Source organism: Microbacterium sp. MMO-10, from assembly GCF_037148715.1.
Lineage (GTDB): Bacteria > Actinomycetota > Actinomycetes > Actinomycetales > Microbacteriaceae > Microbacterium.
This window is the reverse complement of the sequence record NZ_JBBCSV010000001.1, coordinates 878,159-903,504: the sequence shown is the minus strand read 5'-3', so window position 1 is coordinate 903,504 and position 25,346 is coordinate 878,159. Positions and strand designations below refer to the sequence as shown.

Below are 25,346 nucleotides of genomic sequence, written 5' to 3'. Positions count from 1 at the left end.
CTCAGGCGTTCAGCGCCTCGAGCAGCGTCTGTGCGACCGCGTGGCTGGACTGCGGGTTCTGACCGCTGATGAGGTTGCCGTCCCGCACGACGTGCGAGCTCCAGGGGGCGCCGCCCTCCACGGTCGCACCGCGGTCGCGCAGCGTCGTCGCCACGAACCACGGGGTGTTCTCGCCGAGCCCGCCGGTGGTCTCCTCCTCGTCGGTGAAGACCGTGAGGGTGCGACCCGAGAAGGCGAACCGGCCGTCGGGCGCCGTCGCGCTGAGCAACCCCGCCGGCCCGTGGCAGAACGGCGCGATGAGCAGCTGCGCAGCATCGGCGGCGACCAGGAGACGCCCGAGATCCTCGTCGAAGGCGAGGTCGGCCATCGGACCGTGGCCTCCCGGAAGCACGACGGCGGCGAAGTCGGTGGCGACGATGTCGCCGAGAGCGGCGGGCGCCTCTAGGTCGGCCCGGATCGTCTCCAGGTAGGCCCGGAACTCCTCGACCCGCGTCGCGTCGCCGACGACGTCGGCATTCAGCGATCCGGGGTCGACCGGCGCGGGGCGTCCACCGGGCGTGGCGATGAGGACGTCATGACCGGCGCGGGTGAGTTCCCGGTGCGCGACGACGAGCTCCTCCGCCCAGAATCCGGTGGGGTGCGCCGTCCCGTCGGCGAGGGTGAGGGAATCGGCCGCGGTCACGGCCATGAGGATCTTCGACATGTGGGTCCTTTCGACACGTCCATGCTCCTCCGCATCAGCGGCACGCCCCCATCGGATGATCGAACCCACCGATCGGGATTCCGGGGACCTCAGGCGATGATCCGCCGCAGGGCCGCGGCGACCGCGGCGACCTCCGGGATGCGCTGCGCTTCTCCGCTCCTGGTGGCGAGGTACAGCGTGTTCAGTGGAGCGACCTGCGGCTCGTCCAGCGCGATGAGCGCACCGTCCTCCAGGTCCTCGTCGACGAGGTAGCGGGGCAGCACCGACATCCCGATGCCGTCGAGCACCGCGCGACGGATCCCGCGGAGGTCAGGGATCACCGCCGCGACCCGCAGTCCGGAGGGAGGACCGTCGAAGACGCTGCGCCAGTACCGACGGATGATCGGCAGGTTCTCCGCGTACGCGACGACCGGCACGTCCTCAGGGATTCCGCCCGCCCAGGAACGAGCGGCCACGAGGACGAACTCCTCGTCATAGAACGGTTCCGCCGTGACACCCTCGCGCCCCGGCGGAACCGCGCTCACCACGAGATCGAGCGCGCCGCCGACGAGCGCGTCGAGAAGGTCCGGGGGGAGCCCGAAGGTGAGGCGGAGCGGCCCGCCCGCGGCGGCGAGCAGTTCAGCGAGGCGCGGCACGACCTTCACCGAGAGGATCTCCGCGGCGCCGCCGACATGCACCGTGCGCACCGGGTCGCCGCCCAGAGCCGGCGACAGCAACGCATCCTCGATCGCGTCGACGTGCGCGGCCACGCGTCGCGCCAGCTCGAGGCCCTTGGCCGTCGTCGTCACGCCGGCTCGCCCGCGTTCGAACACGGGGAATCCCACGACGGCTTCGAGCGCCTGCACATGCGCGGAGACGGTCGCCTGCGAGAGCCCGAGCAGGTGCGCCGCACGGGTGAGCGATCCCACCCGGTGCACCGTGACGAACGTGCGCAGATGGTCCAGGCTCGGAGCGGTCACGTCCGCCACTGTACGCGGCACGCGGCCGCGGCGCTCCGCGATCCCGGACGCAGGACGGCCCCGGGATCCGCTCCCGGGGCCGTCCTCGTCCGAGGCCGGAGCTCAGCTCAGGCCCTGCTCCTTGAGCCACGCCTTGGCGATGTCGGTGGCCTGCTTCTTGTCGGCCGTGCTCTGGACGTTGAGCTTGACCAGCTCGTCCGTCGTGAGCTTCGCGCTGACGGCGTTGATCGCCTTCGAGACCTTGTCGGCGACGCTCGCGCTCACGATCGGCACGACGTTCGACGGCAGGATGAGGTTCTTCGGATCCTTCAGCGCGACGAGGTCGCCCTTGGCGAAAGCCGGATCCGCCGAGTAGATGTCCGCCACCTGCACGGTGCCGGCCTGCAGTGCCTCGAGCGTGGTCTGGCCGGTCGCGGAGAACGCGAGATCCACGCCGTAGTCGGTCTTCGCCGCGGCAGGGCCGTAGGGGCGCTTCTCGAACTCCGGCGCGGCGCCGACGGTGACCGGCGCGGGCATCTTCGACAGGTCGCCGATCGACTCCAGACCGTACTTGTCGGCATTGGCCTTCGTCACCGTGTAGGTGTCCTGGTCGGCGGCCTTGGCGTAGTCCAGGGCGGTGAGCCCCGACGGCAGCGCCTTCTTCAGCGCGGCGTAGACGTCGTCCGAGCTGTTCGTGTCGGCCTTGCCGCCCAGGTACTCCAGCAGGTTGCCGGTGTACTCCGGGAACAGGCTGATCGCCCCCGACTTCACGTCGGGCATGTAGGCGTCGCGCTGGCCGATGTTGAACTTGCGATCGACCTTCATGCCGTCCTTCTCGAGGGCCTGCGCGTAGATCTCGGCGATGATCTCGTTGGAGTAGTAGGCCTGGGACCCGATGACGATCGTGTCGGAGGATCCGGATCCGTTCGTCTCGGTGGGCTTGTCGAGCGGGTTGCTGGAGCCGCAGGCGCTGAGCGCCAGGGCCGCGGCGACCGCGACCGACGCAGCGGCGGCGATGCGGGTGATGCGGGCGGTGAACATGGTGTGCCTCTCTTCGGTGGGGAGTCCGTGCTGTGGTGAGGGTCGATGCAGGTCAGGTGCGGGCGGCGCGCAGGGCGCTCCGCCCGCGGGGTTCGTCTCCGGAGCGTGCGTCGCCGGCGCGGACGCCCGCCGGCACGGCGGCCCGCTGGGCGATGGCGAACAACAGGTCGGCGATCAGCGCGAGCGCCGCGACGAGGAGCGCCCCGGCGAGCACCTGGTCGAACCGGCCGAGCGGGATGCCCTGGATGATCGGGTAGCCGAGGCCGCCGAGGTTCACCCAGGCCGCGATCGTCACGGTCGCGATGACCTGCAGGGTCGCGGCGCGCAGACCGCCGATGAGCAGGGGCAGCCCGAGCGGGAACTCGACCCTCCAGAACACCTGCCACGGCGTCATCCCCATCGCCTTCGCGGCGTCGACCACGCGCGGGTCGATCGCCTCGATGCCGGTGTAGGCCCCGGCGAGCAGCGAGGGGATCGCGAGCAGCACGAAGGTCACGAGAGCCGCGGCAGGCACCTGCAGCACGCCGAACAGCAGCACGAGCAGGATCAGCAGTCCGAACGAGGGGATCGCCCGCGCGGCGCCGGAGATCGCCACGGCGATCTCGCGCCCTCGCCCGGTGTGCCCGATGACCCAGCCCGCGGGCACCGCGATCACGGCGGCGACCAGCACCGAGGCGAGCGTGTAGAAGAGATGCTGCCCGAGCAGCACCGGCAGTGCGTAGGATCCGGTCCATTGCTCGGGGTCGAGCAGCCAGCGGATCGCGTCCACGAAGAGGTTCATGCGGCGACCTCCTCGGCGAGGACCTCGCCGTCGACCCCAGCGGAGGCGCCGAGCGCGGAGGAGGCGACGCGCCCGCGGCGCTTTGCGGCGGCCCGCTGCCACGGCATCACCAGCCGGCCGATCAGCACGAGCAGCAGGTCGACGACGAGCGCCAGGACGATCACGGCGAGGACGCCGGCGAAGACCTCTTCGATGAGGCGTCGGTCGAGCCCGTTCGTGAAGAGATAGCCGAGGTTCTGCACGCCGACGAGGATGCCGACGGTCGCGAGCGCGATCGTCGAGACCGCGGCGACGCGCACACCCGCCAGGATGACGGGGCCCGCGAGCGGGAGATCGACCGTCCAGAACCGCCGTCCGGAACCGTAGCCCATGGCGGTCGCGGCCCGGCGCACGTCGGCGTCGACCGAGTCGAGCCCGTCGGCGACCGCCCGCACCAGGATCGCGATGTTGTAGATCGTCAGGGCGACGACGAGGTTCGTGGGACTGATCGCGGAGTAGCCCAGCAGCGCCGGCAGCAGGATGAGCAGCGCCAGGGAGGGGATCGTGTAGAGGAGGCCGGTGAGCACGATCACGGGCCCGCGCACCAGCCGGTAGCGCCAGGCGATCCATCCCAGCGGCACCGAGACGACGACCCCGAGCACGAGCGCGATCACGCTCTGCTGCAGGTGCACGGCGGCGAGGCCCACGATGAGCCCGAGGTTGTCGATGATCCAGGTCATGTCAGTCGACCTCGTCGGTCGCGCGCGGCGGATGGGCGTCGAGGAGGTCGGCGGGCGACTGCACGAGGGTTCCCTGCGCCCGCCCGTCGGCGTCGACGACGACCGTGCCGTGCGGCGTCTGCTTGAGGTGCAGTGCGCGCCGACCGCGGTCCGCGCCGATGAACGCCGCGACGAACTCGTCCGCGGGCGCCGTGAGGATCTCGTCCGGGGTGCCCTGCTGCACGATGCGCGCGGCCCTGTCGAGGATCACGATCCGGTCGCCGAGCAGCAGCGCCTCGTCGATGTCGTGCGTGACGAAGACGACCGTCTTGCCGAGCTCGCGCTGCAGACGCAGCAGCTCCTGCTGCAGCTCGGTGCGCACGATCGGGTCGACGGCGCCGAACGGCTCGTCCATGAGCAGGATGTTCGGGTCGGCGGCGAGCCCTCGGGCCACCCCGACGCGCTGCTGCTGCCCGCCGGAGAGCTGGCTCGGGTAGCGCTCCGCGAGCGCCTGATCGAGCCCGACCGTGTCGAGCAGCTCGCGTGCGCGCTCATGCGCCTCGCGCCGGGCGACGCCGTTCAGACGCAGCACCGTGGCGATGTTGTCGATCACGCTGAAGTGCGGCAGCAGTCCCGAGTTCTGCATCACGTAGCCGATGCGCCGGCGCAGCGCCACGGGATCCCCGTCCAGAACGCTCACGCCGTCGATCTCGACGGCCCCCGAGGTCGGCTCGACCATGCGGTTGATCATGCGCAGCAGGGTGGTCTTGCCGGAGCCCGACGAGCCCACGAGCACGGTCGTCTGACGGGCCGGGATGACGAGGCTGAAGTCATCGACCGCGCGGGTGCCGTCGGGGAACGTCTTGGTGACGGAGCGGAACTCGATCATCGGCCGCGCGCCCTCAGGGGAGGGATCCTTCCTGCGGCACGTCGCCCTCGCGGATCTCCACGGTGCGGTCGAACGCGACGTAGCCCGAGAAGTCGACCCCGACCCGCTCGATCGCGGTCGGGTAGGGGTGCGGATACGCCCACGCCAGATCCTTGTGCTCCTGCTCGTTCACGCGCAGCGAGTAGTACTGGCACTCGCCCTTCCACGGACAGGTGTACGGCGTCGGGCTCTCCTGCAGCACGCCCTCGGTGATCGAGGTGGGCGGGAAGTACCGGTTGCCCTCGATGATCACCACGTCGGAGTCATCCGCGTTGGCGATGATCCGTCTTTCGAATACTGCTTGCATGCTCGTCCCTCCTCGGGAATCGATGCGACACGTTCTTCTCGGCGTGCGGCGCCGCGGCGCCCTTCCGACAGTAGGCCAAGCCTCCGACATCGGGAACAGCCACGTCGCGTTCCGGATTCCCGGCGCCGGATCCGGGGCTCAGGCAGACGCCCGGCCGTAGGCCTCCAGGAGGCGCAGCCACACCTCGCTCATCGTCGGATACGACGGCACCGCATGCCAGAGCCGCGAGAGCGGAACCTCGCCGACGACCGCGATCGTCGCGGCGTGGATGAGCTCCGCGACATCGGATCCGGCCAGGGTCACCCCGAGCAGCACCTGCCGGTCCTCGTCCACGACCATGTGCGCTCGGCCCTGATAGCCGTCGGCGTGCAGCGACGCGCCGGCGACCGAGGAGAATTCGACCTCGACCTCGCGGACGCGGTGCCCCGCCTCACGGGCAGCCGCGGCGGTGAGGCCCACGGCCGCGACCTCCGGCTCCGAGAACACGACCTGCGGCACCGCGGCGTGGTCCGCCGTCGCGACGTGCCGCCCCCAGCGCGCGTCGTCGACGGGCTCGCCCTTCGCGCGGGCGGCGATCACGTCGCCCGCCGCGCGCGCCTGGTACTTGCCCTGATGAGTGAGCAGCACGCGGCCGTTGATGTCGCCGACCGCGTACAGCCAGTCGACGCCGGGCACGCACAGGGTGTCGTCGGTGCGGATCCATCGGCCCGCCGGCAGGCCCACCGTCTCCAGGCCGATGTCGCCCGAGCGCGGCGTGCGACCGGTGGCGACGAGGATCTCGGCGGCGCGCACGTCGCCGCCGTCCGTGCTCACCGTGACCCCGTCGGCATCCCGGGCGACGCTCTTCGTCACGACGCCCGTGCGCACGTCGACGCCGAGCGCACGCAGGCCCTCGGCGACGAGTCCGGCGGCGAACGGCTCGACGGATCCGAGCAGCCCGCTGCGGGCGAGCACCGTGACCTCCGCGCCGAGCGACGCATACGCCGTGGCCATCTCGACGGCGACCACGCCGCCGCCGATGACGACGAGCGAAGCCGGGATCTCCTCGGCGCTCGTGGCCTCGCGGCTGGTCCACGGATTCGCCTCGTGAAGTCCCGGGATCGGCGGGATCGCGGCATCGGATCCGGTGCTGACCGCCACGGCATGACGGGCGGTGAGGGTGCGCACGCCGCCGTCGGGCGCGGTGACGGTGACCTTCCGCTCCCCGCTCAGGCGCCCGTGCCCGCGGACGAGGTCGATTCCGGCCGAGTCGAGCCAGGCGACCTGGCCGTCGTCCTGCCAGTGGCTCGTGAAGGAGTCGCGCCGGTCGAGCACCGCACGCACGTCGAGCTCGCCGGTGACCGCCTCGGCCGCGCCGCCGACGTGCCGGGCCGCGCGCAGCGCCTGCGGCGAGCGCAGCAGCGCCTTGGAGGGCATGCAGGCCCAGTACGAGCACTCGCCCCCGACCAGCTCGCCCTCCACGATCACGGCGGTGAGTCCCGCCTGGACGGCCCGGTCGGCCACGTTCTCCCCCACCGGGCCGCCGCCCAGCACGATCAGGTCGTATTCGTCGGTCATCTGCGCTCCGTTCGTCGTGCTTCGTCGGGACGGGTCCGTCCCACCCTCCCAGACCCGGGTGGCACGGGCGTCGCATTCTTACGGGATCGTCAGGATCCCGCCCCCTGTCCGGCGGCGACCACCGACGGATCCAGCGCCTCTACGACCAGCGGATCCTCGGGGCCTGCGCCCCGGATGCGCCACACGCGCACCGTCGCGCCCACCCCCGGCACCTCCGTCTGCAGGAGCATCCGGGATCGTGCGGTGGGGCGCTCCCAGACGGCCGACGACACCCCCGTCGCCGTCTCGACGGCGAGCTCGAAACGGTCGACTCCGCCGTCCTCGATCGTCGAGACCGTGCGCGCGACGACCGTGCCGTCGACGCGTTCGATGCGTCCGGACGCTTGACGCCAGCAGGCGAGCGCTCGCACCCTCAGTGCGTTCTGCGCCAGCGCCCCGGCGAAGACGAACCAGAGCACCACGACGAGTGCGGCGATGAACGCGGTGAACAGCACCGAGAACCACACCCCGGGGGTCGGCGTGGTCCAGAGCGGGATGAGCGTCCCCGCACCGACGGCGGTCGCGAGCAGGAGGAGCACCACATACACCGCGCGGGCGCCCGGCCGCATCGCGCCTCGGATCGGGAGATCGGCCGGCGGGACGGGATCCGGCCAGCGCGGGAGCAGCACCACGACCTGGCCGACGGACGCCGAAGGCGGAGGGGTCATAGCGCGAGTCTAGGTCGCACGGGTCCGGGCGTCACGGCTCAGCGGCAGGCGGCCGCCTTGTCGATGAGCTCCTGGGGAGGGGGTCCGTAGGCCTGGGTGCCGTTGCCCTCGTCGGTGAAACCCATGCTGATCGCCCACGCGGTCGCCCAGGCCTCGACGGTCTGCGAGTTGGTGGTGTCGTACATCCCCCAGCACTTCGTCGTGATCGCGTGCCCGACCTCGTGCGCGACGAGCGCGTGGCTCGAGGGGCCCGGCCAGTCCTCGGCGACCGAGTTCGACAGCCGGATGGTCGCGTACTGCCCCCAGGTGGTGGGCCAGACCGTCTCACCGGAGAGATAGCCGTTGTCGCCGCCGAGGTCGTTCACCCGGTCCGCCCACTCGAAGTCGAGCAGCACGCCCGGCGCGAGCCCGCGCGCGAAGTCCTCGATCTCCTGGCGCGCCCCCTGAAGCGGGCCGGCTTCCGCGGCGAGCGTCGCGGCGTGCCCGTCCCGCACCTTCTGGATGCTCGCCGCGTAGTCGCGGAAGCCCTGGGCCACCTCCTCGTCGAACGAGGTGGTCGCGACCAGCTTCGCGGCGAGGTCGCGCATCGCCAGGACGCCCGCGTTCGGCGAGGGCCGGTTGTCGTTCTCGATCTGGGCCGCGAGGCCGCCCGCCGCGTTGGCCACCGCCACCCCGGTCTTGTCGAGCGCACTCGTCGCGGATCCGAGCTCCTCGGACGAACGGCCGAGCGCCGAGCCCAGCGTGCGCATCGCCCGCGAATCCGCGTCGAGCCGCGCGGTGCGCGCATACAGCTCCCAGAACCAGAACGGCTTGGCGCCGGGTTCCGGCACCGGTGTCGCGCTGAGCGACATGGCCGCGGCCGACGCCTTCTGCGCCCGGTCCCGCGCTGCCGTGAGGGCGGCGCGGTCCGCGTCGCTGACGAGTGCCGGATCGGTCACCGCCAGCAGCGTGTCGGCGGCGCGGGCCGACTCGTCGTCGACGGCGCGGACGCGATCGTTGTGCGTCGCCTCGTCGCTCTGCGTCGACACCGCAGAGGCCAGCCCCGTGCGCGCCTGGTCGTAGCCGAGGTTCGCGGTGAGCTGCAGCACCGTGGCGAGACCCGCGAGCAGCAGCACTCCGGCGACCGACAGCGACCAGGCCAGCACGGCCCGACGTCGACGCCGGGGAGCCGGTGCCTGCGGCACGAGGGCGTGGAGCGCGGCGTGGTCGTATGCGGTCGCGTTGGCCGGGCCCGCGGATCCTCCCGCGGTCGTGAAGTCATGCCCGCCGTCCGGCGTGCCGGCGACGGCATCGGGTGTGCCCGGCACCGGAGTCGATCGTCCCTCGGCCATGTCGCCCCCCTGACCTCGCGTCACTGCACTGCGGAGCCCGTCCGGCGCCGCTGCGTCTCAGGATAGGGCCTGGCGGGTGCGGCGCCGTCGCCCCTCGGGATCGGCGACGCGGCGGCCGTCACAGCCGCGGGTCGATCGGGTCGGACTCCAGCGCGAGCACCCCGAACACCGCCTGATGCACGCGCCAGAGCGGTTCGCCCGCGGTGAACCGCTGCAGGGCCTCGATGCCGAGCGCGTACTCCCGTGCGGCGAGCGAGCGCTTGCGGCCGGTGTCCCGATCGCGCAGCCGGGCGAGGTTCGCCTGGTCGGTGTAGTCGGGACCGTAGATGATGCGCAGGTACTCGCGCCCGCGCACCTTGATGCCGGGCTGCACCAGCCCCTTGCCGGTGCGCGTCGCGTTCCCGAACGGCTTCACGACCATTCCCTCGCCCCCACGACCGGTGAGCTGCTCCCACCACTCGACCGCGGCGGCGAGGGATCCCTCGTCCTTCAGATCGACGCGCCGCCGTGCCGTGGTCGCCACGAGGTCCTCCGCCGCCGCCGCGAGGCGGTCCGCGATCCCGAGATGCCAGCCATGATCCGCCTGTTCGAAGGTGCGCTCCCCGGCGGCCAGCACCTGGAACGGCGCGAACCGCACCCGGTCCGGATCCCCGACGTAGCGGCGGTACGCGTCTCGGAACCGCCCGGCGTCGTCCATCCGGGGCTCGATCCGGGCACGGAGTGCGCCGACATCCACCCCCGACGCGTACGCCCGCGCGAGCACCTGGGATGCCGCGGTCGTTGCGGCCACGCCGGCCGCACCCACCGACGCATACAGCTCGCGGATGAGCGCTCCGGTCTTGAGCGACCACGGAAGGATCTCGCCATCGAGCTGGATCCAGTCCGCACCGAGCTCGTCCCAGAGGCCGGCGTCCTGCATCGCCGTGTCGAGCCGGGCGAGCGTCGACTTCTCGGCGTCGGCGGCGAAGAAGGATCGGCCGGTCCGGGTGTGGATCGCTCCGCGCCACCCCTCGGGCGCATCGAACCGAGAGGGATCGCGCGCGACGAGCACGATCGCCCGCGACCCCATGTGCTTCTCCTCGCAGATCAGATCGGTCACGCCGTGGTCGCGGAAGTACGCGAACGCCTCGTCGGGATGCTCGAGGTATCCCTCGCGCGCGGAGCTGTTCGGCGGCGACATGGTCGGCGGCAGATGGATCAGCCAGCGCGGGTCGATCGCCCATCGGCTCATCGTCTCGAGGCCCCCGGCCGTCTGCTCCTCGCGGATGCCCACCCGCCCGTGCAGGCTCGTCTCGACGATGAGCTTGCCCCGCACATCGGCGAGGTCGAGCACTCCGGGCGAGCGCTCCGGCACGACGGGCACGAGCGGACGCACCGGCTCGTACCAGACGCGCTCGGCCGGCACCGAGACCACCTCGCGCTCCGGGTACCGCAGCGCCGTGAGCGCCCCGCCGAACACGCAGCCGGTGTCGAGGCACGCGGTGTTGTTGACCCACTCGACGGTCGGCACCGGAGTGTGCCCGTAGAGCACCGTCGCCATGCCGCGGTAGTCGTTCGCCCAGGGCAGGCGCACGGGCAGCCCGAACTCGTCGGTCTCCCCCGTGGTGTCGCCGTAGAGCGCGAACGCCCTGACCCGCCCCGAGGCGCGCCCGTGATACTGCTCCTTGAGCCCCGCGTGCGCCACCACCAGCCGCCCCTCGTCCAGCACGAGGTGCGAGACCAGGTCGTAGCAGAACCGGGCGACCCGCTCGCGGAACTCCTCGGGCTCCGCCGAGAGCTGAGCGAGGGTCTGTTCGAGGCCATGGGAGACCGTGACCCTGTCGCCGCGCAGGGCGCGCACGAGCTTGGCCTCGTGGTTGCCCGCGACGGCGAGCGCCTGGCCCGACCCGACCATGCCCATCGCAAGCCGCAGCACTCCCACGACGTCGGGGCCGCGGTCGACGAGGTCCCCGAGGAACACGACCCGGCGGCCTTGCGGATGCCGAGCGTCGATCGCGCGGCCGTCCTCGTCCCGGATCAGCTCGTAGCCGAGGCGGGCCAGCAACGCCTCGAGCTCCCGGAGGCAGCCGTGCACATCTCCGATCGCGTCGAAGGGTCCGTGCTCGTCGGATCGATCGTTGAGCAGTCGGGTGCGCACGATCGTGGCGGCCTCCACCTCCTCCGCAGAGCGCAGCACATGCACCTTGCGGAAGCCCTCCTTCGCAAGGTGGCGCAGGCCGCGGCGCAGCTGATCGCTCTGCCGCTTGACCACGCCTGCGGGGATCGAGCGATCCAGGCGCTCGGCGTTGCGGGAGACGCTCAGCGCCTCGGGCAGATCGAACACGATCGCGACGGGCAGCACGTCGTGCGCCTTCGCGAGCTCGACGAGCCGGCGACGCGCATCCGGCTGCACGCTCGTCGCGTCGATCACGGTCAGCAGGCCGCGGTCCAGACGCTGGGCCGCGACGTGCTGCAGCGCATCGAAGGCCGCCGCCGTTGCGGACTGGTCGGACTCGTCGTTCGATACCAGCCCGCGAAACACATCGCTCGACAGCGTCTCGAAGGGCCCGAAGTGCGTGCGCGCGAAGGTCGACTTGCCGGATCCGGAGGCGCCGACGAGCACGACGAGAGACAGCGCGGGGATGTCGAGCTCGGTCATGCGGTCCTCCTCCCGGATACGGCCTGAGCGTCTTGTCCGTGCGCGAACCCCGTCGATCCGGTGGGGGTCAGTGGAGTTCCGGGCGACGCGGCCCGATTCGACGGAGTCTGAGGCACGGATGCGTCCGCCTTCCGGAACAGGGCGAGCTGGGTGGGGGCGCCGTGCTCAGGGTGCTCGATGCCGACGGGGCGCAGCTCGACCGTGTAGCCCTGGCGCGCCGCGACCTCATCCGCCCACGCGCGGAACTGCTCCCTGGCCCACTCGAACCGGTGGTCGTCATGGCGGAAGGAGCCCGCGGCGAGCGCGGGGAACAGCACATTGTGCTCCGAGTTCGGGGTGGTCACCACCACGGTCGGCGGGGCGGCACCGGCGAAGACCGCGTCCTCAAGAGCGCCGAGCCGGGACGGGTCGACGTGTTCGACGACCTCCATGAGCACCACCGCGTCGTGGTCGCGCAGGCGCTCGTCCCGGTAGACGACGGATCCGTGCAGCAGCTCGATCCGGGCTCGTTCGGCGTCCGAGGCCTGGTCCAGGCGCAGAGCCATGGCCGCGCGTTCCAGCGACCGCGCGTCGACGTCGACCCCGACGATGCGGGTGAACGAACGGTCCTTCGCCAACCGCACGAGCAGTGCGCCAGGACCGCAGCCCATGTCCACGACCCGCGCGGCGCCTGTGTCGTGCAGCGCGTCGAGGACGGCGTCGGCACGCAGCACGCGCAGTGGTGCGGCTGCATCCGAGGGGGCGCTCGACACCGCGGATCCTTCGCCCTCCGCCGCCGCGACGAGCGAACGCTGGTGCAGCAGGTAGCGCCGGGTGATCACGTCGCGCTCCGGATGCGCCGTGAGCCAGCCCTCGCCCGCGCGCTCGAGCTTGCCGACTTCGTCGTCGCCCACCCAGTAGTGCTTGGCATCGTCGAGCACGGGCAGCAGCACATAGAGTTGCCGCAGTGCGTCCGCGAGCCGCACACGACCGGTCAGCGTCACACCGCTGTACCGCGACGGCCCCCAGTCCTGGTGCTCCTCATCGAGCGGGATCCGCTGCTCGGACACGGTCCAGCCGCACGGCTCGAAGACGCGGCGCACCAGGTCGTCCTCATCGCCGCGTGTCGAGACGACCGGGATCTCGACCCGGAGCGGGAGGGGCGCGGCCGCCAGCTCCGGATAACTGTCGCTGCGACCGGTCATCGCCGTGCGGAAGACCGTGCCGAGTGCCACCGCGAGCATGCTCGATGCCACGTACGGGCGATCGTTGACGTAGTGGTCGAGAGCGCCGGCGTCGCCGCGGAACCGCTTGCTGCGCACGAGTCCGACCGGATCCACCTCGAGCAGGACGGCCACGGTGCACCGCTCGGACGTCGCCTCCGGGTAGAACACCTGGATGTCCCCGACGGGTGCCGTGAACGACTGCACCTTCGCGGGGTGCTTGTGCAGGAGGTGGCCGAGGACCGTCGCATCGACCCCCGCGTCGGGCTCCGGCGCATACGTCAGCGTGATCAGCATCCGTTCCCCTCCTGCCCCGCATCACCGCGGGATCGCCGTGGGAACTCACTGTGCCATCCGCCGGCCGATCCTCCAAGACGGCGGGTCGGCCGACGGATCCGGCCTCAGCGCGCGAGCAGCAGGTGCGTCGGCGCCGGGGCCGGAGTGCGGTGCCGGATTCGGCCCGGGGCCCCGGTGCGCTCATCGAGGTCGAGCACGCTGATCTCGTCCGAGCGCTGTCCCGCGACGAGCAGCGCGCCGTCGTGCACGAGGTGGTGGCGGGGCCAGTCGACGCCGGCGTCGGCGAGCGCGAGGGGCTCGACCCGCTCGCCGGATCCGCGCACCCGGAGCGCCGCGATCGTGTTGCTGCCGCGCACCCCGGCGTACAGGGTCTCGCCGTCGCGGGAGCGGCTGAGCTCGGACGGATAGTCGTGTCCGGGCGTCGCGATCGCCGAGACCGCGGTCGCGGCGATCAGCCCCCAGCGACCCTCGCGGTCGGCGGCCAGCGTGAAAAGCTCGCACGAGTACTCGGTGACGACGTGCAGGTGCCCGCTCGGATGCGCGACCATGTGCCGCGGGCCGGATCCCCGGGGCAGCACGACCTCGTGGTCGAGCGCCAGCCCGGACGCCGCCGGACGCCAGATCCGCACGAGGTCGTAGCCGAGGTCGGTCGTCGCGACCCGCCCGTCGGGCAGGAACGCGGCGGCGTGGGCGTGCGAGACCCGGGGGTCGCCGTTCGGGTCGAGGCGGTTCGGATCCGAGGCGTAGGGGTCGACGGCGGCCGCCGGATCGCCACCGCCCTCGCCGGACGCCTCGTCCGGATCCTCGCCGAACAGGGCCGCGCGCAGTTCGGCCGCCCTGTCGCGCGCCGCCGGCACCAGCCCGCCGTCGGCGTCGAGCCCGATCCGCACCACGCGGCCGTCGCCGTAGCAGCTCGCGACGAGGAACCGTCCGTCGGGGGCGACCGCCAGATGGCACACGTACTGCCCGGCCGCCACCGGACGACCGACCGGGCGCAGGGCGCTCTCACCGGTCCGCGCGAATGCGGCGACCTCGCCGGATCCCTCGAGCGCCGCGTAGACCACGTCGAGGGTCGGATGCTGTGCGAGCCAGGACGGCGATGGGGCGGGCGCCACCGCACCGCGGTAGGCGAGCGTCGTCGGACCGTGTCCCTCATCGACGGCGAGCAGCCCGATGCCGTCAGCCGGTCCCTCCATGTCGACGCCGTAGCCGCCGACCCAGAATCGCGTCATCGCACCCTCACTCTCTCGTCGAGTGCACCCGATGCTGTCGAGTGCACGGGTCGTTCACTCCGATAACCCGTGCATTCGGCAGCCTTCCGTGCGCTCGGCACGCCGTCCGTCCCGGGGGTGTCAGTCGACGAGGTCGTGCCGGACGACGACCTGGTCGCGCTCGGGGCCGACGCCGATCACCGAGATGCGCGTGCCGGACATCTTCTCCAGGGCGAGCACGTAGTCCTGGGCGTTCTTCGGCAGCTCCTCGAACGTGCGCGCGGAGGAGATGTCCTCCTGCCAGCCCGGGAAGTACTCCAGGATCGGCTTCGCGTGGTGGAAGTCGCTCTGGTTCACGGGCACGTCGTCGAAGCGCACGCCGTCGACGTCGTAGGCGACGCACACGGGGATCTGGTCGAGTCCGTCGAGGATGTCGAGCTTGGTGAGCACGAGGTCGGTTATGCCGTTCACGCGCGTCGCGTACCGCGTGATGGGGGCGTCGTACCAGCCGACGCGGCGCGGACGCCCGGTCGTGGTGCCGAACTCGAAGCCGCGCGCGCGCAGCCAGTCGCCCTGCTCGTCGAAGAGCTCGGTGGGGAACGGACCGGATCCGACCCGCGTCGTGTACGCCTTGACGATGCCGACGATCCGGTCCAGGCGACCGGGACCGACGCCGGATCCCGTCGAGGCGCCGCCCGCGGTGGCCGACGACGAGGTCACGAACGGATACGTGCCGTGGTCGACGTCGAGCATGGTGGCCTGGCCGCCCTCGAACACGACGACCTCGCCGCGCTGCAGGGCGTCGTCGAGCAGGTGCCCGGTGTCGGCGACCATCGGACGCAGCCGCTCCGCATAGGAGAGCAGGTCGTCCACGATCTCGTCAACGGCGATGGCGCGGCGGTTGAAGACCTTCACCAGCAGGTGGTTCTTCTGGTCGAGGGCCCCCTCGACCTTCTGCCGCAGGATGTTCTCGTCGAAGAGGTCCTGCACGCGGATCCCGACGCGGTTGATCTTGTCGGCGTAGGCCGGGCCGATGCCGCGGCCGGTGGTGCCGATCATCCGCTTGCCGAGGAAGCGCTCGGTGACCTTGTCGAGGGTGCGGTGGTACTGGGTGATGATGTGCGCGTTGGCGCTCACCTTCAGCCGGGACGTGTCGATGCCGCGGGATCCGAGCGCCTCGAGCTCGTGGAACAGCACCTCGAGGTCGATCACGACGCCGTTGCCGATGACCGGGGTGACGCCGGGCGAGAGGATGCCCGAGGGCAGCAGGTGCAGGGCGTACTTCTCGTCGCCGACGACCACCGTGTGTCCGGCGTTGTTGCCGCCGTTGAACTTGACGACCCAGTCGGTGCGCTCGCCGAGCAGGTCGGTGGCCTTGCCCTTGCCCTCGTCGCCCCACTGGACGCCGACGATCACGATTCCTGGCATGGGTGCATCCCCCTTGGGTGCGGCCGGTGGCCGCCGTGCTTTTCGCCGGGATTGCACCGGCGGATGAGCTGGCCCGATCGGGCGGGGCCAGTCTATCGGAGGGGGTCCGGGCCGCGTTGCGCGGCGGATCCGCTGTTGATCCGAACGCCTCGGAGTCCAATACTTGTACAGGGAGATGTACAAGGAGGAATGATGGATGTCAGCTCGGTGGCCGACGCCCGCATCGGCCTCTCGCGTGCCCTGGCGGCCTTCCGCGACGACCCCGACGCCGATCCCGTGGTGATCGGCGCGCACCGGCGTCCGGAGGCGGTGCTGCTTTCCTACGAGCGCTTCCTGCATCTGGATCCGCAATCGCGCAGCATCGACCTCGCAGAGCTGCGGCGGTACGGATCCGTGCTCGAGCGGTTGGCCCACGTCGCGCATCTTCGAGAGGTGCGCGTGTTCGGTTCGGTCGCGCGCGGCGAGCAACGGGCGGGGAGCGATGTCGACCTGCTCGTCACCCCCGACGCCGACGCCACCCTGTTCGACATCGCGCAGTTCGAGCTCGATGCGGAGACGGTGCTCGGCGTGCCCGTCACCGCGCTGCCGAGCACCTCGGTCGACGCGACGCGCGACGCCCGGATCCTCGCCGAGGCCGTTCCGCTGTGAACGACGACGAGCGGATCGGCCGCTGGCTCGAAGACCTGGCGCTGATCCTCGACCGGGCCGCGGCCCTCGCCGAACGCGGGGAAGAGGACTTCCATGCGGATCCGGCGTTGCCGTTGGCGTTCGAAGCGCTGTCGAACCGCGTGGGCGATCTCGCGAAGCGGCTGATCCACGCCGATCCGGAGCGTTTCCGGCGATCGGAGTGGCGAGCGGCGGCGCGGCATCGGGACTTCGTGGTGCACCACTATGACCGCCTCGACGAGGCACTGCTGTGGCGGACCGTCACCCGAGGCTTCCCCGAGCTCGCCGCGATGGTCGATCAGGAGCGCCGCGCCGCTCGCTGAAGCGCCGCCTCTGACGCACCAGCCCGCCCGCCGCGTCGGCCGCACCTCCCTCGCCGAGGCGTACACCGGATGACCGCGGGGCAACGCCTGACGCTGAGTGCTCGCCCTCGCTTCGGGATCCCGCTGCGAACTCCGTCGATTCGGCCTGTTCGTCGGCGAACCCGCTCAAAGCGCGCGGATCCGACCGAGTTCGCGACGGGGGAACATCGACGGCGGCCGGCCGATAGGGTGAGATCCGCAGCGACGCGCCGTGTCGATCGGGAGCAGCGCTGCCGGAGACACCGATGACAGAGCCGACGGACCAGCCGCCCGCGGGCCCACGGGCCGCGCCCGCCGCAGCCACGCGGCGCGAAGCGCGCCTGCATCGCGAGGAGCAGACGGCGCAGCCGTCGCCGGGGCCTCTGCTCGCCGCACCGCTGACCGTTCCCCCGGCGAAGCCCGGCTCCCCGTTTCCGGTGCCCCTGCCTCTTCCCTCCGCCGCCCCGATCGAGCCGGCCGCGACCGCGCCCCCTCGGCGGCGGACGGCGCTGTGGATCTCCGGAGCAGCGGTGCTGCTCTGCCTCGCCCTCGGAGCGACCGGGCTCTCGTTCCTGCGCACCCCGGACGGCCCCGCGGCGATCGGTCAGGACATCTCCGCCCCGGCCGCCCCGAACCCCCTCGTCGAGCGCGGTCTCGAGAACGGAGGCCCTCCGGCGCCCGCCGCGACATCCGCCCCGGCGACGCCTCCCGCGACGAGCGCCCCGCCCGTCCCCGCCGTGGCGTCGCCGGCGCCCGGAACGCCCTCCGCCGACGAGGGTCCCGTAGCGTCGCCGACGCAGGCCCCGCCCGCCCCGGCTCCCGTCCCCGCGGTGTCGTCGCCGGACCCGGCGCCGCCCGCGCCGACGCCGGTGCCACCGGCCCCCGCGCCGCTCGCCTTCACCGGGATCGTCGCGAATCAGACCGTGAACCTGCTCGGGATCAGGATCCTCAGCAGCTACACGCTGATGCTCTCGGGCCAGCCCGGCTCGACCGCGGCGGTCACGTACGGCGGCGCGGCGGCGGGATCCGTCACCTTCGACGCGGCCGGTCGAGCGTCGATCACCCTCGGCGCCGGGGCGATCGACCTCGGGATCGGGAACCCGATCATCACGGCCGTCTACACGGACGGCACCCCGGGCGCACCGATCCAGGCGCGACGCGACGCGATCTGACCGCGCCGCCGACGCATGGCGGGATGTCGGCGGGCGATGGCTGTCGCCGGTCTCGACCGATGTCGGCGACCCCTGCGACGATCGGAGGATGGCGGAGACCACGGCAGGACCGAAGCGCGAACCGGCGGACGGCGCGGGCGCCCTCGTCCCCCCGCCGCGCCGCAACGGGGCCCTCGTCCTGACGGCGGCCGTGGTCACGGTCGTCCTGTGGGCCTCGGCGTTCATCGGGATCCGCGGCGCCGGCCCGCATTTCGACCCGGGCGCGCTCGCGCTGCTGCGCATGGCGGTCGGGACCGTGGCGCTCACCGTCATCGCGCTGCGCCGCGGGATCCGCCTGCCGCCACGGCGGCACTGGCTGCTGGTGGCCGTCTGGGGCGTCGGCTGGTTCTGCGTCTACAACCTCGCACTCAACGCCGCCGAGCACACCCTCGACGCCGGCACCGCGGCGATGGTCGTCAACCTGGCACCGCTCATGGTGGTCGTCTTCAGCGGGCTGTTCCTGCGCGAGGGCTTCCCGAAGCCACTGCTGATCGGGGCGCCGATCGCCTTCGGCGGTGTCGTGCTCATCGGCCTGAACTCCTCGACCAAGAGCGGAGCCCTCGACATCGCCGGTCTCCTGCTCGCCCTGCTCGCCGCAGTCATGTACGCCGGCTGCACGCTGCTGCAGAAGCATCTGCTGAGCCAGGGCTCCGACGCGACCACGCTCACCTGGCTCGGTGCGGCGGCCGGCACCGCGGCGCTGCTGCCCTGGAGCGGCAGCCTCGTCGGGGCGCTGCAGACCGCGCCCCTCGACGCGACCCTGTGGGTGGTGTACCTCGGCATCTTCCCGACCGCGATCGCGTTCACGACCTGGGCGTACGTGCTGCAGCGCAGCACGGCCGGGCAGACCTCCGCCACCACTTACGTGGTGCCCGCGATCGCGATCCTGCTGTCGTGGCTGATCCTCGGCGAGGTGCCGACGCCGCTCATGTTCCTCGGCGGCGCGCTCTGCCTGCTCGGCGTGCTCGTGACGCGCCTGCGCCGGCGCCCACCCGCTCAGGCGCGGCCCTAGGCGAGACGCCCGGCACGACCCCCGGCCAGTCGCAGAGCCCCGAGCACGAGCACCGCGCCCACGACCCATGCCGAGGGAGAGGATCCGCCGACGAGGATCGTCACCACCCCCGCGACTCCGGTCAGCGTCGCCCCGGTCGCCCGCATCCGACCCGCGCGGGCTGCGGCGGACTCGCGGGCGGCCTCGCGCCTGCCGGTCACCGCGACGACGAGCGCGACGGCCACCAGCACCGCGGCGAACCAGAGCGGTCGGCTCGCCCACCAGGCGGCGGTGAGCGGTGCCGGCAGGCCGACGTGCGCGAGTAGCAGGATCCCGGCCAGGGCGATCACGACGAGCATGTGCCAGGAGTAGATCGTCATCGCCCGGCCGTTCACCCACGAGACCACGGCGGCCGCGCGCGGACCCGCGACCGCCGCCCGCAGTCGCGGACGCAGCGCGAGGAACACCGCGGTCTGCGCGACGCCCACGACCACGAGGATCGCCATCGGCGGGTTCAGGGCCGCGATGAGGTCGCCGGGCGCCGCGCCGGTGACGATGAGCACGGCGGCGGCGCCGGCGGCGACCCCGGCGACCGCGAGCAGCGCTCCCCGCCGCAGGCGGTCGAGGGATCCGTCCGCGACCGCGAACCCGAGCTGCTGCAGCAGCAGCCACACGAACGCCATGTTCAGCAGGCCGATCGCGGTGACGCCCGTCGCACCGCGCACGATGTCGACGGCGACGACCCCCGCGGCGAGCGCGGCGAAGGTCAGCGCGCGGTGGCGCTCGTGCAGTCGCACCATCACGGGCACCAGCGCCGAGCAGCCGAGATACACACCCAGGAACCAGAACGGCTGGCCGATCCGGAATCCCGCCGTGGCCACGACGTCCGCCGGCACCCCGGCGACGACGAGCGCCGCGAGCAGCACGGCGGCAGCGATGATCGCGCCCACCGCGGGGATCAGCAGCCGGCGCACACGCCCGGCCACGTAGTCGCCGGCGGTCGCGCCCTTCGCCCGCTGCCGCGTCCACTGCGTGTACGAGGCGAAGCCGCCCAGCACGAAGAACAGCGGCATGATCTGCAGGATCCAGGTGAGCGGGGCGAATCCGTCCCAGCCCTCCATCGCGTTGCGCAGGATCGGGGATCCGTCGGCGGCGACGCTCACTCCGGCCATGAGGGCGTGCAGGAGCACGACGACGCCCAGCAGCAGGGCGCGCACGGCATCCACCGCGGTGTCGCGTGCGGGGCGGGCTCCGGCAGGGGTGGCCGGAGCGGACGGCGCGGGCGCGACCGCGGCGACGGGGGGAACGGGGGTGAGGAGTGCCATTCCCCTACGGTCGCGGGCAGGTCTGCGCCTTCGCGTCCCGCTGCGGAGCCGGATCCACCCCCTACCGGAGTATCACGATGCTCGGTTCTCCCGGCGCGACGCCGCTTCCGCGTGGACCGTTCGCAGCCCTTCGGCGTACGTCGTCACCGGGAACTCCGGGAAGCGGGCCAGGAACTTGCCGGAGTCGAAGAGATTGTCATGCCGATAGCGCGGCAGGAGCTCCTGCAGCTCGCGCACCTGCGGGCTCACCATGCCACCGGCACGGAGCAGCCATTCCGGCACCACCGTGTACCCGGAGGAGCGGTCGAAGGCGGGCGCCGCGAGGTCGGCGAACTCTCGGTAGGCGGGTCGCTGCGGATCGACGGGCAGGTGCCAGGTCTGCCCGTACGCATCGGGCGTGCGGCCCAGCAGGGCGAGCGCGCGGCTCGCATCCGGGGTCCAGATCAACGAGCGCCTGCGGTCGTCGCGCACCGGCACCAGCGGGCGCTTCCCCGCCGCGAGGCGATCGATCACCAGGGCGTTGGTCACGCTCTGCGTGCGACCCGGGCCGTAGAACTCCGGGGCGCGGGCGATCAGGACCGGGATGTCGCCGCGCTCCATCTCGTCGAGCACCATCCGGGCCATCGCGGCGCGGACGCGCCCCTTGGGACCGACCGGCTCGAAGGGCGTGTCCTCGGTCTGCACCCGGGCGTCCTGCGGATACATGTAGGTGTTGTCGAAGTAGGCGAACCGGGCTCCCGCGGCCTTCGCGGCGTCGAGCGCGTTGCGGAGCATCGTCGGGAACCGCGCCTCCCAGAGCGCCGTGTCGGCGGGCAGACCGGCCGTGAAGTAGACGGTCTCGCTCCCCGCCACGGCGGATCCGGTCTGCTCGGCGTCGAGGAGGTCGGCGCTGCGCGTGTCGTCCGCGTCGTTGACCTTTCGCGGGGTGCGGCTGACCAGCCGGAGCTCTCCGGCGCCCGCGCGGTCCAGTTCCCGCGCCAGCTCGATCGCGATCTGACCATTCGCCCCCAGGATCGTCTGCATCCCTGTCCCATCGCCTTCCGTGCGCTATGTTTGCACTGCACACATGATCGTAGAGAGGGAAGTGTTCAGTGTCAACTTCCGAGAAGTCCTACCACCACGGCGACCTGCGGGCGGCGCTCCTGACTGCGGCGATCGCGTCCCTGGAGGACGGCGAGCAGCTCTCGATGCGCGCCGTCGCCCGCCGGGCCGGGGTCTCTCAGACGGCGCCCTACCGGCACTTCGCCGATCGTGCGGCGCTGGACGCCGCGGTGGCCGTCGAGGGCTTCACCGACCTCACCGGCGATCTCTCCGACTCTCTCGCAGCTCTAGCCGACGACGCGACCGCGGTCGACGTGCTCAGCGCCCTCGGCGTCGCCTATGTCGGATTCGCACTTCGCCGCCCCGCCGTGTTCCGTCTCATGTTCGGCAACGAGTGCGACCCCGCCGACGGCGAACGCGTCCAGGCCGCCGAGCGACTGCACGCCCTGCTCGGCGGCGTCACCGAGCGCCTGTTCCCCGGCGTCCCGTCTCCGGCGATCGCGACGGGCATGTGGAGCGCCGCGCACGGCCTCGCCTTCCTGCACCTGGACGGGAAGCTCCGCCCCGAGCCGTTCGACGAGGTCGCCGAGCGGGTCCGCGCGACCATCGGAGCGCTGCTCGCGGCGGGTTCTGTCGCGAGCGTCCCGGCGTCCGGATCCTGATCCGCCCACCACCCGAGAAGACAGCCTCCGAGGAGAAGAAGAATGACCGCCCGCATCCTGCACGTCGTCACCAACGTCGCACACTACGACGACCCGACCCACCCGACCGGGCTGTGGCTGTCCGAACTCGCCCACGCCTGGGAGGTGTTCGAACAGCACGGCTTCGAGCAGACCCTCGTGAGTCCTGCCGGGGGGCGGGTGCCGCTGGAGCCCCGCTCGCTGAAGTTCCCCGCCTATGACAAGGTCGCGAAGGCCTGGCACGAGGACCCCGCCCGGATGGCCCTGCTCGAGGACACCCTCAGCCCTGAGCAGGTCGACACGGAGGCCTTCGACGCGATCTTCTTCACCGGCGGGCACGCCGTGATGTATGACTTCCCCGGCAGCGAGGGCCTGCAGCGCGTCACCCGTGAGCTGTGGGAGCAGGGCAAGATCGTCTCCTCGGTGTGCCACGGATACTGCGGGCTGCTCGATGTCCGCCTCAGTGACGGCAGCCTCCTCGTCGAGGGCAGGCACCTCACCGGCTTCGCCTGGCGGGAGGAGATCCTGGCGGGGGTCGACAAGCTCGTCCCCTACAACGCCGAGGAGGAGATGAAGAAGCGCGGAGCACTCTACGAGAAGGCGCGCCTCCCGTTCGTCGCGTACGCCGTCGCCGACGGGAAGCTCGTCACGGGCCAGAACCCCGGATCCGCCAAGGAGACGGCGCGGAAGGTCGCCGCACTGCTCTGACCCGGTGTCGCAGGGCTCTGACCCGGTGTCGCAGGTTCGCGACGGCGGGCACGGGTTCCGCCCGGGTGCGCTAGGAAGGAGGGGCAGGAACCCGCACCACGCAGACCAGGGGGAATCATGACCTATCCGCAGGATCCGCAGCCCGGACCGCCGCCGTATCCGATGGCGCAGAATCCGGCCGGAGGTCCGTCGTACTACCCGATGCCCGTCTATCTCGCGGCGCCCGAGCCCAAGGGCATGAGCATCGCGTCGATGGTGCTCGCCCTCGTCTCGATCGTGTTCGGGTTCACGTTCCTGGTGCCGATCGCGGCGCTGATCCTGGGGATCGCGGGTCTGCGCAGAGAGCCTGCGGGCCGGGGCATGGCCCTGACGGGCGTGATCATCTCGAGCCTGATCCTGCTGGTCTGGGCGATCATCGTCGTGTTCGTCCTCGTCGTCGGATTCTCGGCGCTCGGCATCGCCGTCTCCCAGACGAGCTGAGCCTGCGGCGTCACCCCGCGGGCGCCACCAGCCCCGCGTCGTAGGCGAGGATCACCGCCTGCACCCGGTCGCGCAGCCCGAGCTTCGCGAAGATACGGCTGACGTGCGTCTTCACGGTCTGCTCGGCGAGGAACAGGTCGGTCGCGATCTCGCGGTTCGACAGCCCGCGGCCGACGAGCACGAGGATCTCGTGCTCGCGCTCCGTGAGGCCCTTCAGCCGCAGCTCGGCGCCGTTCGTCCGGGGCCGGCTCTCTGCGAACCGCTCCAGCAGCCGCCGGGTGATCCGCGGAGCGAGCAGCGCGTCCCCGGCCGCGACCACCCGCACGGCCTGCACGAGCTCCTCGGGCAGGGCGTCCTTGAGCAGGAACCCGCTGGCGCCGGCCTGCAGCGCCTCGTGCACGTACTCGTCGGCATCGAAGGTGGTCAGCACCAGCACGGCGGGCGCCGCACGGCCGTCTCGCTCCGCCGCAGCGAGGATCCGCCGGGTCGCCTCGATCCCGTCCAGGTTCGGCATCCGCACGTCCATGAGCACGACCTCGGGGCGCAGCCGCCGGGCCTCGTCGACCCCCTCGGCACCGTCGGACGCCTGCCCGATCACGTCGATCCCGTCCTGCGCCTGCAGGATCGCGGCGAACCCCGCCCGCAGCATCGCCTGATCGTCGACGATCAACACCGTCGTCATGACCGCTCCTCCCTCGGGATCCGCACCTGCAGCACGAATCCGCCGTCGTCCTGGGCGATCGCGTGCACCGCGCCGCCCATCGTCGCCACCCGCTCGCGCATTCCGCGGAGTCCGTGCCCGCCCCCGTCCACGCGTGGTTCGGCAGGCCCCGCCGGGGCCGTGTTGCGCACGCGGATCCCGAGCTCTGCCGGCGTCTGCGTCCACACCACCTCCGTGGCGGCGCCCGGGGCGTGCCGGGCGACGTTGCTCAACCCCTCCTGCACCACGCGGTACGCGGCGAGGCCCAGGATCGGATCCTGCTGCTCCCGCTCCGTGAGCTCCCACGTCCCGCGCTCGGACACCGGACCGAGGTCGCCGGCCCGCGCGATCAGCTCGGGGACGTCGGCGAGGCCCGGCTGCGGCGCATGCTCGGCCTCCCCCTCCTCGTCGCGGAGGAGCCCGAGGATCACGCGCATCTCCTTCATCGCCGACCGCGCCGTCGCCGCGACCTCGTCGAACTCCGCGGCGGCGTCGGGCGGAAGTTCGGGCATCCGGTAGCGCGCGCTCGCGGCGCGCACCTGGATCGCCGACATCCCGTGCGCGACGACGTCGTGCAGTTCGCGGGCGATCCGCGCCTTGTCCTCGACGGCCTCGCGGCGGGCCAGCTCGACGGCCGTCGCCGCACGCTCGGCCCGCAACTGCGCACGCAGCAGCGACCAGTTGCGGATCCCGACGCCGACCAGGACGGCGCCGAGGGTGACGGCCGCGAAGACGACGAGGTCGGCGATCGTACGGCCGTCGTCCGCCTTCACGGGCGCGTCGACGGCGACCATGACGGCGGAGAGCACGCTGAACGCCCACCCGGCAGCGGGCAGCCACCAGCGCGCCCGCAGCGCGACGCCGATCCACACCAGCGTGTTCGCCACGATCGTGGACACGGCGATCGGCCACGGCTGATCGGGGGTCGCTGCGGCCAGCCCGGCGAGCGCATTGCCCGCGATCAGAGCCAGCAGGGTCGCCCACACGGGCGCGAACAGCGCGAGCACGATGGCCGCGGCCTGCACGAGCGACAGGATGAGGGCCGCGGCGAGCGGAATCCGGTAGAGCGTGACGCCCAACGAGGCGGCGACCGCCAGCTGAGCCAGCGCGCACGCGATCGCGAGGGCCCAGATCGCGAGGTTCGCACGCCCGGGCGCCACGCGCAGGGCCAGGATCCCGAACCGGCGGCGCGCCGGACGTCGACGATCCTGCCGATCCTCGACGGTCATGCCGCCCCCTCTCCGCGGTCGAATGCGGTCGGATCCACGCTACGACCTCACACCGCCCGGCACGTCACCCCGTGGTATCGGTGTCGGGGGTACGGGAGGGGGCGGGGTTGCGGGCTGTGTCGGTGTCGACCTCTGCCCGGTGCCGGCCTCTGCTCCGCGTGGGCGTCGAGTGGGGACCTGCGGAGTGCATGACTTGCCGACGCATGT

25 protein-coding genes are annotated in these 25,346 nt (G+C 72.1%); 7 read left to right on the top strand and 18 right to left on the bottom strand.

The genetic code is table 11. The features are described from left to right. Window position 1 precedes the first annotated feature (1 nt). From WFJ17_RS04295 to WFJ17_RS04230, 14 genes are all read right to left on the bottom strand, one after another. The gene (locus WFJ17_RS04295) at window positions 2-703 is read right to left on the bottom strand and encodes a type 1 glutamine amidotransferase domain-containing protein (RefSeq protein ID WP_292882076.1); all 702 of its coding nucleotides are present in this window, start codon (window positions 701-703) and stop codon (window positions 2-4) included. 89 nt (window positions 704-792) lie between these two features. Next, complete coding sequence (locus WFJ17_RS04290; RefSeq protein WP_336647753.1) at window positions 793-1,662, bottom strand: LysR family transcriptional regulator; 870 nt, start codon at window positions 1,660-1,662, stop codon at window positions 793-795. Window positions 1,663-1,764: 102 nt separating this feature from the next. Beyond that, window positions 1,765-2,682: an ABC transporter substrate-binding protein gene (locus tag WFJ17_RS04285; protein ID WP_251444163.1), complete on the bottom strand. Its 918-nt coding sequence runs from the start codon at window positions 2,680-2,682 to the stop codon at window positions 1,765-1,767. Window positions 2,683-2,734: 52 nt separating this feature from the next. Further along, on the bottom strand, window positions 2,735-3,463 hold the full coding sequence (locus WFJ17_RS04280) for an ABC transporter permease (protein WP_251444160.1): 729 nt from the start codon (window positions 3,461-3,463) through the stop codon (window positions 2,735-2,737). Continuing rightward, window positions 3,460-4,182: an ABC transporter permease gene (locus WFJ17_RS04275; protein ID WP_336647752.1), complete on the bottom strand. Its 723-nt coding sequence runs from the start codon at window positions 4,180-4,182 to the stop codon at window positions 3,460-3,462. Before WFJ17_RS04275 ends, WFJ17_RS04280 begins: the two co-directional genes overlap by 4 nt. A gap of 1 nt (window position 4,183) precedes the next feature. Next, on the bottom strand, window positions 4,184-5,050 hold the full coding sequence (locus WFJ17_RS04270; RefSeq protein ID WP_251444154.1) for an ABC transporter ATP-binding protein: 867 nt from the start codon (window positions 5,048-5,050) through the stop codon (window positions 4,184-4,186). 13 nt (window positions 5,051-5,063) lie between these two features. Further along, the gene (locus WFJ17_RS04265; RefSeq protein ID WP_336647751.1) at window positions 5,064-5,396 is read right to left on the bottom strand and encodes a DUF427 domain-containing protein; all 333 of its coding nucleotides are present in this window, start codon (window positions 5,394-5,396) and stop codon (window positions 5,064-5,066) included. Between the two features lie 138 nt (window positions 5,397-5,534). Continuing rightward, window positions 5,535-6,953, bottom strand: a complete 1,419-nt coding sequence (locus WFJ17_RS04260; RefSeq protein WP_336647750.1) for a dihydrolipoyl dehydrogenase family protein — start codon at window positions 6,951-6,953, stop codon at window positions 5,535-5,537. 89 nt (window positions 6,954-7,042) lie between these two features. After that, window positions 7,043-7,660 carry a hypothetical protein gene (locus WFJ17_RS04255; RefSeq protein ID WP_336647749.1) on the bottom strand — a complete coding sequence of 206 codons (618 nt, stop codon included), beginning with the start codon at window positions 7,658-7,660 and terminating at the stop codon, window positions 7,043-7,045. Window positions 7,661-7,698: 38 nt separating this feature from the next. After that, the gene (locus WFJ17_RS04250; RefSeq protein WP_336647748.1) at window positions 7,699-8,991 is read right to left on the bottom strand and encodes a hypothetical protein; all 1,293 of its coding nucleotides are present in this window, start codon (window positions 8,989-8,991) and stop codon (window positions 7,699-7,701) included. Window positions 8,992-9,109: 118 nt separating this feature from the next. After that, on the bottom strand, window positions 9,110-11,629 hold the full coding sequence (locus WFJ17_RS04245; protein WP_336647747.1) for a polynucleotide kinase-phosphatase: 2,520 nt from the start codon (window positions 11,627-11,629) through the stop codon (window positions 9,110-9,112). Further along, window positions 11,626-13,128 carry a 3' terminal RNA ribose 2'-O-methyltransferase Hen1 gene (locus WFJ17_RS04240; RefSeq protein WP_336647746.1) on the bottom strand — a complete coding sequence of 501 codons (1,503 nt, stop codon included), beginning with the start codon at window positions 13,126-13,128 and terminating at the stop codon, window positions 11,626-11,628. Before WFJ17_RS04240 ends, WFJ17_RS04245 begins: the two co-directional genes overlap by 4 nt. Window positions 13,129-13,232: 104 nt before the next feature. Continuing rightward, a complete protein-coding gene (locus tag WFJ17_RS04235) occupies window positions 13,233-14,360 on the bottom strand; it encodes a lactonase family protein (protein ID WP_336647745.1) in 1,128 nt (375 codons plus the stop codon). Window positions 14,361-14,480: 120 nt separating this feature from the next. Beyond that, window positions 14,481-15,767: an adenylosuccinate synthase gene (locus WFJ17_RS04230; protein ID WP_251444130.1), complete on the bottom strand. Its 1,287-nt coding sequence runs from the start codon at window positions 15,765-15,767 to the stop codon at window positions 14,481-14,483. 192 nt (window positions 15,768-15,959) lie between these two features. Between WFJ17_RS04230 and WFJ17_RS04225 the strand changes: the two genes are divergently transcribed. From WFJ17_RS04225 to WFJ17_RS04210, 4 genes are all read left to right on the top strand, one after another. After that, complete coding sequence (locus WFJ17_RS04225; protein ID WP_336647744.1) at window positions 15,960-16,415, top strand: nucleotidyltransferase domain-containing protein; 456 nt, start codon at window positions 15,960-15,962, stop codon at window positions 16,413-16,415. Then, window positions 16,412-16,756 (top strand): HepT-like ribonuclease domain-containing protein, encoded by a 345-nt coding sequence (locus WFJ17_RS04220; protein ID WP_251444125.1) that lies wholly within the window; start codon window positions 16,412-16,414, stop codon window positions 16,754-16,756. The genes WFJ17_RS04225 and WFJ17_RS04220 overlap by 4 nt, the downstream gene beginning before the upstream one ends. 284 nt (window positions 16,757-17,040) lie before the next feature. Then, window positions 17,041-17,946, top strand: a complete 906-nt coding sequence (locus WFJ17_RS04215) for a hypothetical protein (RefSeq protein WP_336647743.1) — start codon at window positions 17,041-17,043, stop codon at window positions 17,944-17,946. Window positions 17,947-18,034: 88 nt separating this feature from the next. Beyond that, window positions 18,035-18,997 (top strand): DMT family transporter, encoded by a 963-nt coding sequence (locus tag WFJ17_RS04210; RefSeq protein ID WP_336647742.1) that lies wholly within the window; start codon window positions 18,035-18,037, stop codon window positions 18,995-18,997. Here WFJ17_RS04210 and WFJ17_RS04205 read toward each other — a convergent pair. Continuing rightward, window positions 18,994-20,301 carry an acyltransferase family protein gene (locus tag WFJ17_RS04205; protein ID WP_336647741.1) on the bottom strand — a complete coding sequence of 436 codons (1,308 nt, stop codon included), beginning with the start codon at window positions 20,299-20,301 and terminating at the stop codon, window positions 18,994-18,996. The genes WFJ17_RS04210 and WFJ17_RS04205 overlap by 4 nt on opposite strands. Before the next feature lie 72 nt (window positions 20,302-20,373). Then, window positions 20,374-21,324 carry an NAD-dependent epimerase/dehydratase family protein gene (locus WFJ17_RS04200; RefSeq protein ID WP_251444116.1) on the bottom strand — a complete coding sequence of 317 codons (951 nt, stop codon included), beginning with the start codon at window positions 21,322-21,324 and terminating at the stop codon, window positions 20,374-20,376. A gap of 68 nt (window positions 21,325-21,392) precedes the next feature. Here WFJ17_RS04200 and WFJ17_RS04195 point away from each other — a divergent pair, with 68 nt between their 5' ends. From WFJ17_RS04195 to WFJ17_RS04185, 3 genes are all read left to right on the top strand, one after another. Further along, window positions 21,393-22,004 carry a TetR/AcrR family transcriptional regulator gene (locus WFJ17_RS04195; RefSeq protein WP_251444113.1) on the top strand — a complete coding sequence of 204 codons (612 nt, stop codon included), beginning with the start codon at window positions 21,393-21,395 and terminating at the stop codon, window positions 22,002-22,004. A 42-nt stretch (window positions 22,005-22,046) separates the two neighbouring features. Further along, window positions 22,047-22,730: a type 1 glutamine amidotransferase domain-containing protein gene (locus WFJ17_RS04190; RefSeq protein ID WP_336647740.1), complete on the top strand. Its 684-nt coding sequence runs from the start codon at window positions 22,047-22,049 to the stop codon at window positions 22,728-22,730. A 117-nt stretch (window positions 22,731-22,847) separates the two neighbouring features. After that, a complete protein-coding gene (locus WFJ17_RS04185) occupies window positions 22,848-23,210 on the top strand; it encodes a DUF4190 domain-containing protein (RefSeq protein WP_251444107.1) in 363 nt (120 codons plus the stop codon). A 10-nt stretch (window positions 23,211-23,220) separates the two neighbouring features. Here WFJ17_RS04185 and WFJ17_RS04180 read toward each other — a convergent pair whose 3' ends face one another. Both WFJ17_RS04180 and WFJ17_RS04175 read right to left on the bottom strand, forming a co-directional pair. Then, entirely contained in the window at window positions 23,221-23,892 is a 672-nt protein-coding gene (locus WFJ17_RS04180) for a response regulator (protein ID WP_251444104.1), read from the bottom strand. Further along, window positions 23,889-25,139, bottom strand: a complete 1,251-nt coding sequence (locus WFJ17_RS04175) for a histidine kinase (protein ID WP_336647739.1) — start codon at window positions 25,137-25,139, stop codon at window positions 23,889-23,891. The genes WFJ17_RS04180 and WFJ17_RS04175 overlap by 4 nt, the downstream gene beginning before the upstream one ends. Window positions 25,140-25,346 lie beyond the last annotated feature (207 nt).

Bases quoted from the DNA above. Each gene is read 5' to 3' on its own strand.
- WFJ17_RS04190 (WP_336647740.1), top strand. From the start codon at position 22,047: ATGACCGCCCGCATCCTGCACGTCGTCACCAACGTCGCACACTACGAC.
- WFJ17_RS04260 (WP_336647750.1), bottom strand. From the start codon at position 6,953: ATGACCGACGAATACGACCTGATCGTGCTGGGCGGCGGCCCGGTGGGG.
- WFJ17_RS04285 (WP_251444163.1), bottom strand. From the start codon at position 2,682: ATGTTCACCGCCCGCATCACCCGCATCGCCGCCGCTGCGTCGGTCGCG.
- WFJ17_RS04180 (WP_251444104.1), bottom strand. From the start codon at position 23,892: ATGACGACGGTGTTGATCGTCGACGATCAGGCGATGCTGCGGGCGGGG.
- WFJ17_RS04245 (WP_336647747.1), bottom strand. From the start codon at position 11,629: ATGACCGAGCTCGACATCCCCGCGCTGTCTCTCGTCGTGCTCGTCGGC.
- WFJ17_RS04210 (WP_336647742.1), top strand. From the start codon at position 18,035: ATGGCGGAGACCACGGCAGGACCGAAGCGCGAACCGGCGGACGGCGCG.
- WFJ17_RS04250 (WP_336647748.1), bottom strand. From the start codon at position 8,991: ATGGCCGAGGGACGATCGACTCCGGTGCCGGGCACACCCGATGCCGTC.
- WFJ17_RS04240 (WP_336647746.1), bottom strand. From the start codon at position 13,128: ATGCTGATCACGCTGACGTATGCGCCGGAGCCCGACGCGGGGGTCGAT.
- WFJ17_RS04270 (WP_251444154.1), bottom strand. From the start codon at position 5,050: ATGATCGAGTTCCGCTCCGTCACCAAGACGTTCCCCGACGGCACCCGC.
- WFJ17_RS04185 (WP_251444107.1), top strand. From the start codon at position 22,848: ATGACCTATCCGCAGGATCCGCAGCCCGGACCGCCGCCGTATCCGATG.
- WFJ17_RS04175 (WP_336647739.1), bottom strand. From the start codon at position 25,139: ATGACCGTCGAGGATCGGCAGGATCGTCGACGTCCGGCGCGCCGCCGG.
- WFJ17_RS04275 (WP_336647752.1), bottom strand. From the start codon at position 4,182: ATGACCTGGATCATCGACAACCTCGGGCTCATCGTGGGCCTCGCCGCC.
- WFJ17_RS04200 (WP_251444116.1), bottom strand. From the start codon at position 21,324: ATGCAGACGATCCTGGGGGCGAATGGTCAGATCGCGATCGAGCTGGCG.
- WFJ17_RS04280 (WP_251444160.1), bottom strand. From the start codon at position 3,463: ATGAACCTCTTCGTGGACGCGATCCGCTGGCTGCTCGACCCCGAGCAA.
- WFJ17_RS04295 (WP_292882076.1), bottom strand. From the start codon at position 703: ATGTCGAAGATCCTCATGGCCGTGACCGCGGCCGATTCCCTCACCCTC.
- WFJ17_RS04235 (WP_336647745.1), bottom strand. From the start codon at position 14,360: ATGACGCGATTCTGGGTCGGCGGCTACGGCGTCGACATGGAGGGACCG.
- WFJ17_RS04255 (WP_336647749.1), bottom strand. From the start codon at position 7,660: ATGACCCCTCCGCCTTCGGCGTCCGTCGGCCAGGTCGTGGTGCTGCTC.
- WFJ17_RS04225 (WP_336647744.1), top strand. From the start codon at position 15,960: ATGGATGTCAGCTCGGTGGCCGACGCCCGCATCGGCCTCTCGCGTGCC.
- WFJ17_RS04215 (WP_336647743.1), top strand. From the start codon at position 17,041: ATGACAGAGCCGACGGACCAGCCGCCCGCGGGCCCACGGGCCGCGCCC.
- WFJ17_RS04265 (WP_336647751.1), bottom strand. From the start codon at position 5,396: ATGCAAGCAGTATTCGAAAGACGGATCATCGCCAACGCGGATGACTCC.
- WFJ17_RS04230 (WP_251444130.1), bottom strand. From the start codon at position 15,767: ATGCCAGGAATCGTGATCGTCGGCGTCCAGTGGGGCGACGAGGGCAAG.
- WFJ17_RS04205 (WP_336647741.1), bottom strand. From the start codon at position 20,301: ATGGCACTCCTCACCCCCGTTCCCCCCGTCGCCGCGGTCGCGCCCGCG.